Annotated in this window: 11 protein-coding genes; 5 read left to right on the top strand and 6 right to left on the bottom strand. The window is 55.7% G+C overall.

Going from position 1 to position 11,315, the window contains the following annotated elements; translation table 11 throughout:
• Positions 1-81 precede the first annotated feature (81 nt).
• Positions 82-969, bottom strand: a complete 888-nt coding sequence (locus BDE01S_RS04480) for a LysR family transcriptional regulator (RefSeq protein ID WP_066077876.1) — start codon at positions 967-969, stop codon at positions 82-84.
• 409 nt (positions 970-1,378) lie between these two features.
• Here BDE01S_RS04480 and BDE01S_RS04475 point away from each other — a divergent pair, with 409 nt between their 5' ends.
• Positions 1,379-1,696, top strand: coding sequence for a DUF485 domain-containing protein (locus tag BDE01S_RS04475; protein ID WP_066077884.1), 318 nt, complete (start codon positions 1,379-1,381; stop codon positions 1,694-1,696).
• Positions 1,696-3,381 carry a cation acetate symporter gene (locus BDE01S_RS04470; RefSeq protein WP_066077873.1) on the top strand — a complete coding sequence of 562 codons (1,686 nt, stop codon included), beginning with the start codon at positions 1,696-1,698 and terminating at the stop codon, positions 3,379-3,381. Before BDE01S_RS04475 ends, BDE01S_RS04470 begins: the two co-directional genes overlap by 1 nt.
• Before the next feature lie 102 nt (positions 3,382-3,483).
• Here the strand turns inward: BDE01S_RS04470 and BDE01S_RS04465 are convergent, their stop codons facing one another.
• The 5 genes from BDE01S_RS04465 to BDE01S_RS04445 all read right to left on the bottom strand — a co-directional run bounded on the left by BDE01S_RS04465 (position 3,484) and on the right by BDE01S_RS04445 (position 8,052).
• Positions 3,484-3,966, bottom strand: a complete 483-nt coding sequence (locus tag BDE01S_RS04465) for a GNAT family N-acetyltransferase (RefSeq protein WP_066077881.1) — start codon at positions 3,964-3,966, stop codon at positions 3,484-3,486.
• A gap of 90 nt (positions 3,967-4,056) precedes the next feature.
• Positions 4,057-5,193 (bottom strand): 5-(carboxyamino)imidazole ribonucleotide synthase, encoded by a 1,137-nt coding sequence (locus BDE01S_RS04460; RefSeq protein WP_066077871.1) that lies wholly within the window; start codon positions 5,191-5,193, stop codon positions 4,057-4,059.
• A gap of 302 nt (positions 5,194-5,495) precedes the next feature.
• Positions 5,496-5,786: a GIY-YIG nuclease family protein gene (locus tag BDE01S_RS04455; protein ID WP_066077879.1), complete on the bottom strand. Its 291-nt coding sequence runs from the start codon at positions 5,784-5,786 to the stop codon at positions 5,496-5,498.
• Between the two features lie 242 nt (positions 5,787-6,028).
• Complete coding sequence (gene trpE / locus BDE01S_RS04450; protein ID WP_066077869.1) at positions 6,029-7,504, bottom strand: anthranilate synthase component I; 1,476 nt, start codon at positions 7,502-7,504, stop codon at positions 6,029-6,031.
• A gap of 134 nt (positions 7,505-7,638) precedes the next feature.
• A complete protein-coding gene (locus tag BDE01S_RS04445) occupies positions 7,639-8,052 on the bottom strand; it encodes a hypothetical protein (protein ID WP_066077866.1) in 414 nt (137 codons plus the stop codon).
• A gap of 130 nt (positions 8,053-8,182) precedes the next feature.
• Between BDE01S_RS04445 and BDE01S_RS04440 the strand changes: the two genes are divergently transcribed.
• From BDE01S_RS04440 to BDE01S_RS04430, 3 genes are all read left to right on the top strand, one after another.
• Positions 8,183-9,004: a ferritin-like domain-containing protein gene (locus BDE01S_RS04440; RefSeq protein ID WP_066077864.1), complete on the top strand. Its 822-nt coding sequence runs from the start codon at positions 8,183-8,185 to the stop codon at positions 9,002-9,004.
• 110 nt (positions 9,005-9,114) lie between these two features.
• Complete coding sequence (locus tag BDE01S_RS04435) at positions 9,115-9,762, top strand: HAD family hydrolase (protein ID WP_066077862.1); 648 nt, start codon at positions 9,115-9,117, stop codon at positions 9,760-9,762.
• 273 nt (positions 9,763-10,035) lie between these two features.
• Positions 10,036-11,232, top strand: a complete 1,197-nt coding sequence (locus tag BDE01S_RS04430; protein ID WP_066077860.1) for an acetate kinase — start codon at positions 10,036-10,038, stop codon at positions 11,230-11,232.
• The last annotated feature ends 83 nt before the right edge of the window (positions 11,233-11,315 follow it).

Here is an 11,315-nt window from a genome sequence, read left to right as displayed (position 1 = left end):
CCTTGTCTCAATCTAAAGTGAAACGACTATAAAAAGCCGTCTGAAAATCCCGAATTTTCAGACGGCTTTTTAATGGGCAAATCAAGCGTTTACCTGCCAGATGGCTTCCACGCTCTGCTTGAGCAGCTGCAGGTCGGGGTGTTCTTCGTATTCGTCGGCGTAAATGAAATACAGCGGCATACTTTGGCGGTATTCTTCGATAAGCGCGACCGGGCGGCCGTCGCGGATGGCGGATTCGGCTTTGCTGCCGGGTACCATGGCGATGCCGATGCCACCGGCGACCAGATCGATAATGGTTTGGGGGTAGTCGCATAAGATTTGGCGTTTGGGCGCGAGGCGGTGGGCGTGCCAGAACTGCTGCAGGTTTTTATAGCTGCCGGAAATGCCCGACATTTCTATCCAGGTATAGTCTTCCAAGCCTTGGGGCAGGTTGCGGTGCAGGGTTTCGTATGCGTGCTGCGGGCAGATAAGCGAATAGGTGATGTTTTGGAGAAACAGGCTGCGGATGCCGCGCTGGCGGATATCGCCGAGATAAAAGCCGCCGTGCAGGGCTTTGTCTTGGATGCGGGTGAGGATTTCGCCGCTCATGCCGTATTGGATATGCAGGCGGGTTTGCGGCGCGGTGCGGGTGATGTGGGCGGTCAGCGCGGTCAGTTTGTCGGCATCGACGGGGTGAATCAGGCCGAGCGCGGTTTCTTCGGTGTAGCGGCTGGAAAGGGTTTTGGCGAAGTGTTCCAGCTTGTGCTTGTGGCGCAGCAGCGCTTCGGCTTCGGGCAGGAGGATTTCGCCGGCGCGGGTCAGGGTCATGCCGTTGCTGCCGCGGTGAAACAGGGCTGTGCCCAAGTTGTTTTCGATGGCTTTGATTTGGGCGGATACGGCGGGCTGGGAGAGAAACAGGCGCTCGGCGGCCTGGGTGAGGTTGCCGTGGTGGGCCACGGTAACGAAAGATTTCAGCTGGTTGATGTCCATTTGTAGAGTATTGTTTAATCGTTATTCTGATATTGGGTTTTTAACATGATTTAGACTGTATTGACAATTTGTTTGTAAAAGAAAGTGTTGCGTAAAGCGTGGCGAAATTGGATTACATGAGGAGATAAAACAGGGGCGGTTTAAGGGAAGCGCTTGGTATGGTTTGTTTTTACGATATGGTTGGTTTCTGGTCGGCGGGATTGTGCGGCAGCGGGTGCGGATAAAGCCGTCTGAAAAATCGTAAAGATAGGAAAAGATTTTGTTAGTCAAATAATTGCGCGCAGCCATCAGAAAAACAAATCTGTGCTATCAGAAAATAAGATTTGTCGCTTTTTCAGACGGCCTTTAAAGTGGTTTTATCCATAAAGGTTTAACGGCTCAGAGAAGAAAAGAGGAGTGTGAAATGGACCTGGACAAGCAAACGGCACGCAAGGTGCTGGAAAATGCCGAATTTCAAAAAATGGCCCGTCAGAAAGCGATGCTGGGCTGGGGATTTTCGGCGGTGGTGTTTTTCATGTATGTGGCCTTTATCTGGGTCATCGGCAGCAGCCCGGAATTGCTGAAAATGCCGGTTTCTTCAGACGGCATTACCACTTGGGGCATTTATATCGGCGTATTTGTGATTGTGTTTTCCTTTGTCACAACCGGCATTTACGTCCGCATTGCCAACGGTAAGTTTGAAAAAATGACCCAAGAGGTTGTGAACAGCGTGAAAGGGGAAAAATAATGAAACGGTTCGACAAATGGCTGGCGGCGCTGCTGCCGCTGGCGGCTTCCGGGCTGGCAGCTGCCGACGCGCTGACCGGTGATGTGGAGAAGCAGCCGCTGAATATTTCGGCGATTGTGATGTTTTTGATTTTTGTGGCGTTTACGCTCGGCATTACGGTGTGGGCTTCCAAGCAGAATAAGTCCACCAAAGATTATTATACGGCGGGCGGCGGCATTTCCGGCTTTCAAAACGGCCTGGCGATTGCGGGCGATTATATGTCGGCAGCATCATTTTTGGGCATTTCGGCCATGGTGTTCACCCGCGGCTATGACGGCCTGATTTATTCGACGGGCTTCTTGGTCGGCTGGCCGATTGTGCTGTTTTTGGTGGCCGAGCGCCTGCGTAACTTGGGCAAATTCACGTTTTCCGATGTGGCGGCCTACCGCCTGCAGCAAGCGCCCGTGCGCCTCTTCGCGGCTTCCGGCTCGATTTTGGTGGTGATTTTCTACCTGATTGCCCAAATGGTGGGCGCGGGCAAGCTGATTCAGCTGCTTTTCGGTATGGAATATATGTATGCCGTGGTTTTGGTCGGCGTATTGATGGTGTGCTATGTGTTGTTCGGCGGTATGCTGGCGACGACTTGGGTGCAGATTATCAAGGCGGTGATGCTGCTTTCCGGCGCGAGCTTTATGGCGTTTATGATTTTGAAAAACGCGGGTTTCAGCTTTGAAACCATGTTCCGCCAGGCCACCGACATCCACGAAAAAGGCATCGACATTCTCGGCCCGGGCGGCTTGGTGCAAAACCCGATTGACGCGCTCTCGCTGGGCTTGGCGCTGATGTTCGGTACGGCCGGCCTGCCGCACATCCTGATGCGTTTCTTTACCGTACCCGATGCCAAAGAAGCACGTAAATCGGTTTTTGTGGCCACCGGCTTTATCGGCTACTTCTATCTTTTGACCTTTATTATCGGCTTCGGCGCGGTGATTTTTGTCACCAAAGACAATCCGCATTTCTTTACCGAAATGTTGAAAGACGGCAAAACCGTTTATGAAATGGTCGGCGGCAGCAATATGGCGGCCATCCACTTGTCGGAAGCTTTGGGCGGTGATTTGTTCCTGGGCTTTATCTCTGCCGTGGCCTTTGCAACGATTTTGGCCGTGGTGGCGGGCTTGGCGCTCTCGGGCGCATCCGCAGTCAGCCATGATATTTACGCCTCCGTAATCCGCAAGGGTAAGGCGCTGCCGAAAGAAGAGCTGCGCGTATCGAAGCTCACCACGCTGACTTTGGGCGTATTGGCCATCTTGTTCGGCGTGGCCTTTGAAAACCAAAACGTTGCCTTTATGGTCGGCCTGGCGTTCTCGATTGCCGCATCGGCCAACTTCCCGGTATTGATGCTGTCGATGTTCTGGAAGGGTTTGACCACCAAAGGCGCGGTTATCGGCGGCTTCACCGGTTTGGCGCTGGCGCTGGGCTTGATTGTGCTGGGGCCGACCGTATGGGTGAGCGTATTGGGCAATGCGGAAGCGGTGTTCCCTTATGCCAACCCGGCCATCTTCAGTATCCCTGCCGCATTTATCGTGAGCTGGCTGGTTTCGCTGATGGATAAATCGGAGCAGGCGCAGCGCGACAAAGAGGGTTTTGAAGCACAATATGTCCGCTCCATGACCGGTATCGGTGCGGCGGAAGCATCCGACCACTAAACGCTGAAACGCAATACAGCAAAAGCCGTCTGAAAACGCAGGTTTTCAGACGGCTTTTTTGTGTGGAAACGCCGTAGGAAATAGGTGCGGCTGGAGAGCGGCTTACAGATATTTCCGCATCAGCTCGCATTTGACTTTGACATCCTGATTGAGCGGCAGCACCGCTTCGCATAAAGATTCGTAGCCGTTGAGATGGTAAAAGGGAATGGAGTTGAGCGAGGCATACAGCTTCAGGAAACACAGCCCTTTGGACGCGGCCAGAGCTTCCGCGCGCCGCAGCAGCGCCGTGCCCAGGCCCTGATTGTGAAACAGGGGATGCACATACAGCGCGTCGAGCTGCGCTTCTTTGAAATCCACTTGGAAAAAGCCCTGTATCGCGCCTTTGTATTCAATCACCCACAGCGCTTTGCTGCTGTCGTTGATGGTGGCGCGGTAGCTTTCCATATCCAGCAGCGCCTCCCATGCCTGCAACACGCGCTCATTGTAGCTGCGGATGCAGGTGTATTGCACGGCGTGCAGGTGGGCGTTGTGGATAAAGCGGCAGTCGTTTTCGGTGGCCGGGCGGAGAATGGTCAGCAGGCTCATGGTCGTCAGGTCGGAAGCGTTTTCAGACGGCATGGCCGTCTGAAAAACGGTAATCAGGAAAAAGCGTATCGGCAGATGTCTGCCCGAGCATTACAGCTTGCCGTGTAAATCTGCCGCTTTGGCAAACGCCGCATCGGCATCGTGCGCCAGGGTGACGAAATGCCCCATTTTGCGGCCTTTGCGGGCGGCTTTTTTGCCGTAAAGGTGCAGGAAAGACGCGGTATCGCTTTGCAGCGGCAGCCAATCCGGTTCGCCGCCGTCTTCCTGCCACACATCGCCCAAAATATTCGCCATGCAGCAGGCCGAAAGCAGGCGGGTGTCGGCGGGCGGCAGGTGGCACATAATGCGCACCTGCTGCTGGAACTGGCTGGCGGCGCAGGCATCGATGGTGTGGTGGCCGGAATTGTGCGGGCGCGGCGCGATTTCGTTCACCACCAATTCATGCGTGTCGCCGACCACAAACATTTCTACCGCCAACACGCCGACATAATCCAGCTCATCAGCCAAACGCCGCGCCATCTGCCGCGCCTGCTGCTGGATGTCTTGCGGCAGGCGGGCGGGTACGATGGAATAGGCCAGAATGCCGTTTTCATGGATATTTTCGGCCGGATCGAACGTCTGCACATTATCGGAATTCAAGCGGCATACGATGACCGAAATCTCGCCGCGCAAATCCACCATTTTTTCCAACACGCAATCCACACCGCCGTGCGCTGCAAACGCGGTCTGCAATTCTTCCAGCGTTTTCACGCGGATTTGACCCTTGCCGTCGTAACCCAGCGTGGCGGTTTTCAAAATGCCCGGCAAAAATTCTGCGCTTGCTTCGGTAATGTCTTCCGCTTTGCAGACGGCCTGATACGGCGCGGTCTGCAAACCGGCTTTGCGTATCCACGCCTTTTCCTGAATGCGGTTTTGCGCGATGGCCACGCAATCACCGCTCGGCGATACAGTAGTGCGCCGTGCCAAAAAGCGCATGGCATCGGCATTGACGTTTTCAAACTCAGTCGTCACCGCCGCGCATTGCGCCAATTCGTTTAAGGCCGCTTCATCGTCAAACGCCGCGCACAAATGGCGGTCGGCAAATTCCGCCGCCGGCGCGTTCGGATCGGGATCGAGTACGGTTACTTTGTAACCCATGTTTTTCGCGGCCACAGTAAACATACGGCCGAGCTGGCCGCCGCCGAGAATACCGAGCATGGAAGGAGGGAGGATGGGGGTGTTTTGCATGGTTTTGTTTATTTTAAAGTTGGGGCCGTCTGAAAACGGCAGGTATTTATAAATCTTGTGTATCTGATTGTAATGGCATTTCAGCGACTGAAAATCACCAGATTTTCGTCATTCCCGCGCAGGCGGGAATCCAGAAGCTGATTGCTTCAGAAACCTGTCCAAAATTGCAGCAGCACAACGTTCTGGATTCCCGCCTGCGCGGGAATGACGAATCCTTGCGGATTCTGTCTGCCTAAAATTTCAATGTTGCAGATGGGTGCTTATACTTTGTGGAAAGAGTCAGGAAAACAGATAAGGCTTTTCTATTCTCCAATTATTTCTGCCCATAAATCCCGCCAATTCGGATTATTTTCTTCAATCAGGCGTAATTTCCAATTTCTCTGCCATTTTTTTAACTGTTTTTCACGGGTAATGGCGCTTTCCATTGTGGCATGCAACTCATACCAAACCAATAAAATCACATCATAGCGTTCGGTAAAACTTTGAACCTGATGATTTTTATGTTGATAAATCCGCTTAATCAAATCAGAGGTCACGCCGATATAAAGCGTGCCATTACGCCGGCTGGCGAGAATATAAACGGCAGGTTGCATGGTTTTCATTGTTTACCGATAAACAGCTGGAATTTGATAGCTGATATTTGTATTCCGAAATTGCGGCAGCACACCACAACGTTCTGGATTCCCGCCTGCGCGGGGGGAGCGTAGCGGACTTGCAAAGCTAATGACGAATCCTTGCGGATTCTGTCTGCCGGAAGAGGTTCTCAGATGTAAGCTTGTTGCCGGGCTGAACGGCCAATGCCATATAAGATTTCAGCCGTAAAACGAACCTGCGCTTACTTATCCAACCCTTCCTGCACCATCTGCGCCGCCCGCACGACCGCGCGGGCTTTGTTTTGCGTTTCGTTCCATTCGGCCTGCGGGTCGGAGTCGGCTACGACGCCGGCGCCGCTTTGCACATAGAGCGTGCCGTTTTTAATCACGGCGGTGCGGATGGCGATGGCCAAGTCCATATCGTTGTTGAAGCTCCATACGCCGACGGCGCCGCCGTAGATGCCGCGTTTACTCGGCTCGATTTCTTCGATGATTTCCATCGCGCGCACTTTCGGCGCGCCGGAGAGTGTGCCGGCGGGGAAGGTGGCGGCGAGTATGTCCATATTCGATACGCCGTTTTTCAGACGGCCTTCGACGTTGGAGACGATGTGCATCACATGGGAATATTTTTCCACCACCATTTTGTCGGTGACTTTGACTTGGCCGGTTTCGCTGATGCGGCCGACGTCGTTGCGGCCTAAGTCAATCAGCATCACGTGTTCGGCGATTTCTTTGGCATCGCTGAGCAAATCCTGCTCGTTGGCGGCATCTTCGGCCGGCGTTTGGCCGCGCAGGCGGGTGCCGGCGATGGGGCGCACGATAACGTTGTCGCGCTCGCGGCGCACGAGGATTTCGGGCGACGAGCCGACGATGTGGAAATCGTCGAAATCGTAGTAAAACATATACGGCGAGGGGTTGAGCGTGCGCAGGGCGCGGTAGAGCGCCAGCGGGCTGTCGGTATAGGGCATGCTCATGCGCTGGCTGGGTACGACCTGCATACAGTCGCCGGCGAAAATATAGTCTTTGATTTTGTCCACGCAGGCTTTAAACGGGGCTTCGCCGAATTCGCTGGCCGCTTCGGTGCGCGGGCTGCCCAGCGAAAGGGGGATGGCGCAGCTTTGGCGCAGCTGGGTGCGTAAGTCTTCGAGGCGTTCGCGCGCCTGCTCGTAGCCGTCGGGCAGGCGCGGGTCGGCATAGACGATTAAGTGGATTTTGCCGGATAAGTTGTCGATTACGGCCAATTCCTGCGACAGCATCAGGAAAATATCGGGCGTGCCCAGCGGGTCGGCTTTGGCCTGGTTTTTGAGGCGGTGGGCGAAATGCTCGAAATGGTAGATGGATTCGTAGCCGAAATAGCCGACCAGGCCGCCGGTAAAGCGCGGCAGGCCGGGGATGTCCGGTGTTTTGAAACGTGTGTGGAAGGCTTCGATAAAGGGCAGCGGGTTGCCGTCGTATTGCTCGGTGAGCCTGCCGTTTTGATAAACGTCAACGTGCTTGCCGGAGGCTTTGAGCAGGGTGTGGCAGGGCAGGCCGATAAAGGAATAGCGGCCGAAGCGCTCGCCGCCGACCACGGATTCCAAAAGATAGGTATAAGGCTTGTTGGCCAGCTTGAGATAAAGGGAGAGCGGGGTATCCAAATCCGCCAATAATTCCTGAACCAGCGGAATGCGGTTGTAGCCTTGCTCGGCCTGTGCTTGGTATTCTTGCTTGCTGATCATTTTTTCAGACGGCCTCCGATGGCGCAGGAAATGTTAAATAGCGTGAAGATTATAGCAGTTTTCTGATGAAAATCCAGAACTTCAAGCCGTCTGAAAACGGAGACGCTGCGTTTTCAGACGGCCTGGGGGCGCGCTTATTCGGGGCGGAAATTGGCGGCTTCGGCCAATTTGCGGCGGCGCGTGCGTTTCCACAGAAAAGTGTAGCCGAGCAATACGGGCAGCGCGGCCCAAATGCCTTTAAACGTCCAACCCGCATACCAGGGCATTTCGGCTTGTGCGGCTGCGGCGGCAGGCAGGTCTTTCACGGCATACCAATCCGCCAGCGGCCACCAGCAGGCGGCCAGCGCGCCCAGGAAAAACGGCCAAATCAGGCGGCTGAGATTGCGCTGCCACAGCAGAAAGCAGACGGCCGCCCAAGCCAGCGTCAGGCCGGTAATCAGGAAAACCGTGGCGGCATCCGCGCCGAGCGAGGCGGCGCCGAAGTAGGTCAGCGCGACCCACAATAAGGCCAATACCAATACGATAAGCTCTTCCGGGCGTTTGAACATACGTGCTCCTGCAGATGGAATGACGAGCCGATACTATACCGTAAAAAGTGCCTGCTGGATATGGCGGGCGCGGCATCAGGCCGTCTGAAAAATGGCGTATAATATCCGCCCGTACCCAAAGGCAGACATCATGGCTTATTCTCCCTATCCATTGCTGGAGCGCGCGCTGCTTTCGCCGGATGCCGACGAAAAATGCGGGCTGACCGACGAACTTTATGCCGCCGTACACAATACGGAGCTGAGCGCCGCAGGCGCGGCTGCGCCTTTGGATTTCCGCAGCGCGGGGCGGCCGCAGAAGCCGCTGCTGGTGGCGCCCGCGCAGGTCACGCCGCGCAAAATGAATACGCAGGAAGGCTATGCGGCCATGCTGCACGCCATCTGCCATATCGAGTTTAACGCCGTCAACCTCGCGCTCGATGCCGCCTACCGATTCCGCAACCTGCCGCAAGCCTTTACGCAAGACTGGATACGCGTGGCCAAAGAAGAGGTGTACCACTTCCGGCTGATGCGGGCGCGCCTGCGTCATTTCGGCTTCGACTACGGCGATTTCGAGGCGCACGGGCATTTGTGGGACATGGCCTACAAAACCGCGTTCGACCCGCTGCTGCGTATGGCGCTGGTGCCGCGCGTGTTGGAAGCGCGGGGTTTGGACGTGACCCCCGCCATCCGCGCCAAAGTCGCGCAGCGCGGCGATACGGAAACCTGCGACGTATTGGACATCATTTACCGCGACGAAGTCGGCCATGTCCGCATCGGCAACCATTGGTACCGCCACCTGTGCGAACAGCGCGGCCTGGCGCCGGAAGCCCTGTTCCGCACCTTGATTGCCCGCTACGATATGTTTATTTTCCGGGGCTACGTCAATATCGAAGCCCGTGAGCGGGCAGGGTTCAGCCGCTTCGAGATGGAGATGCTGGAAGACTTTGAAAAAAGCATGAAAGCCGCCCGCTAGCCTGCACAGGCCGTCTGAAAACGGCCGCTTTGAGCGGATTGGCCGCAACCGGACATTTTTCAGACGGCATTCCCTGCCGCATCTGTTTAAAAATTAAGAAAAGGAACACCATGATTCAAGCCGTATTATTCGATCTCGACGGCACGCTGGCCGATACCGCCCTCGACTTGGGCGGCGCACTCAATGCGCTGCTGCGCCGCCGGGGTTATCCCGAAAAAAGCATGAGCGACATCCGCCCCCACGCCAGCCACGGCGCCAACGGCCTGCTGAAAATCGGTGCGGGCATCACGCCGGAGCACCCCGAACACGCCGAATGGCGGCAGGAATATCTGGCGGAATACGACCGCCGCTATGCCGACGAAACCGTTTTGTTCGACGGCATCAACGCGCTCCTGCTCGAGCTGGACGCACGCGGCCTGAAGTGGGGCATCATCACCAACAAGCCCGCACGCTTTACCGATAAGCTCGTGCCCCGCCTCGGTTTTGCCGTGCCGCCTGCCGTGGTGGTCAGCGGCGACACCTGCGGCGAAGCCAAACCCAGCGTTAAACCCATGCACCACGCCTGCGCCCAAATCGGCGTAGCCCCCGAAGCATGCCTGTATTTGGGCGATGCCGAACGCGATATGCTGGCGGCCAAAAATGCCGGTATGCAGGCCGTATTGGTCGATTGGGGCTATATCTCCGATGAAGACCGCACCGAAGAATGGCTGCAGGATTGGCGCATCGCGAAGCCTGCAGACCTGTTGGATTTGCTGTAAGCAGATTTTTCCGTAACCCGCCGGCTTTCAGGCGGGGTGTGCCTGTTTATCGTTTAAGGAACTATTGCCCACGGCCGGTAAGCGATGATGAGTCATACCGTAGAATGACTAAAAGCCGTCTGAAAACATACAATACATAAGCAGCATATAAAAGATTTATGGCGGATACCGACAAGCCCTGCGGATTTTTGGTAGAATGTCGGGCGTTGTTTTATTAACTTGTTTCGGACGGCATATTTCGAGCCGCCGTCTGCCCCTTTAGGAGTATCTTAAATGACCCAGAAGCTGATTTTGGTTTTGAATTGCGGCAGTTCTTCTTTGAAAGGCGCCGTATTGGACAACGACAGTGGCGAAGTGCTGCTGAGCTGCCTGGCGGAAAAACTCAATCTGCCCGACGCATACATCACGTTCAAAGCCAACGGTGAAAAACACAAAGTCGAGCTGACCGCCAACCCCGACCACACCGGCGCAGTCGGCGCGATGCTGGAGGAACTGAAAGCGCGCGGTCTGGAAAGCCAAATCGCCGCCATCGGCCACCGCGTTGTCAGCGGCGGCGAAGTATACAGCGAATCGATTCTGATTACCGAAGAAGTGATTGCCGGCATCGAAAAATGCATCCCGCTGGCGCCGCTGCACAACCCGGCCAACCTGCTGGGCATCCGCGCCGCGCAAAACATCTTCAAAGGCCTGCCGAACGTCGCCGTATTCGATACCGCGTTCCACCAAAGCATCCCCGAGCACGCCTACACCTACGCCGTGCCGCGCGAATACTACCGCAAATTCGGCCTGCGCCGTTACGGTTTCCACGGCACCAGCTACCGCTTTGTCGCCGACGAAGCCGCACGCTTCCTGGGCAAAGACAAAAAAGACCTGCGTATGGTGATTGCCCACTTGGGTAACGGCGCGTCTATCGCCGCCGTTGCCAACGGCGTCTGCCAAGATACCAGCATGGGTCTGACCCCGCTGGAAGGTCTGGTAATGGGTACGCGCAGCGGCGATGTTGATCCGAGCATCTTCTCGTTCCTGGCCGAGAACGCCAATATGAGCATCGCCCAAGTGACTGATATGCTGAACAAAAAATCCGGCCTGCTGGGTATTTCCGAGCTGTCCAGCGACTGCCGCACCATTGAAGAAGAAGCGGCCAAGGGCCACGAAGGCGCGAAACTGGCGCTGGAAGTCTTCGTTTACCGCCTGGCTAAATACATCGGCAGCATGGCCGTAGCCGCCGGCGGCATGGACGCGCTGGTGTTCACCGGCGGTATCGGCGAAAACTCCGATATCATCCGCGGCAAAGTATTGGCCTACCTGGGCTTCTTGGGTCTGACCGAAGACAAAGACGCCAACCTGGCCGCCCGTTTCGGTAACGCCGGTGTGATTACCACCGCCGACAGCCGCGCACAAGCCGTGGTGATTCCGACCAACGAAGAGTTGATGATTGCACAAGATACCGCACGCCTGAGCGGCCTGTAAGATTATCATCTGCCGCATCAAGCGGCAAAGCCGTCTGAAAAATGGATTTTTTCAGACGGCTTTTTTATTTGTCTATTTGTTTG

The organism is Bergeriella denitrificans NBRC 102155 (assembly GCF_001592185.1).
In the GTDB taxonomy this organism is placed as follows: domain Bacteria; phylum Pseudomonadota; class Gammaproteobacteria; order Burkholderiales; family Neisseriaceae; genus Neisseria; species Neisseria denitrificans.
The sequence above is the reverse complement of the archived record's forward strand: the minus strand, read 5'-3'. Positions and strand labels throughout refer to the sequence as shown.

Bases quoted from the DNA above. Each gene is read 5' to 3' on its own strand.
- BDE01S_RS04480 (WP_066077876.1), bottom strand. From the start codon at position 969: ATGGACATCAACCAGCTGAAATCTTTCGTTACCGTGGCCCACCACGGC.
- BDE01S_RS04470 (WP_066077873.1), top strand. From the start codon at position 1,696: ATGAAACGGTTCGACAAATGGCTGGCGGCGCTGCTGCCGCTGGCGGCT.
- BDE01S_RS04465 (WP_066077881.1), bottom strand. From the start codon at position 3,966: ATGAGCCTGCTGACCATTCTCCGCCCGGCCACCGAAAACGACTGCCGC.
- BDE01S_RS04460 (WP_066077871.1), bottom strand. From the start codon at position 5,193: ATGCAAAACACCCCCATCCTCCCTCCTTCCATGCTCGGTATTCTCGGC.
- BDE01S_RS04455 (WP_066077879.1), bottom strand. From the start codon at position 5,786: ATGCAACCTGCCGTTTATATTCTCGCCAGCCGGCGTAATGGCACGCTT.
- trpE (WP_066077869.1), bottom strand. From the start codon at position 7,504: ATGATCAGCAAGCAAGAATACCAAGCACAGGCCGAGCAAGGCTACAAC.
- BDE01S_RS04445 (WP_066077866.1), bottom strand. From the start codon at position 8,052: ATGTTCAAACGCCCGGAAGAGCTTATCGTATTGGTATTGGCCTTATTG.
- BDE01S_RS04440 (WP_066077864.1), top strand. From the start codon at position 8,183: ATGGCTTATTCTCCCTATCCATTGCTGGAGCGCGCGCTGCTTTCGCCG.
- BDE01S_RS04435 (WP_066077862.1), top strand. From the start codon at position 9,115: ATGATTCAAGCCGTATTATTCGATCTCGACGGCACGCTGGCCGATACC.
- BDE01S_RS04430 (WP_066077860.1), top strand. From the start codon at position 10,036: ATGACCCAGAAGCTGATTTTGGTTTTGAATTGCGGCAGTTCTTCTTTG.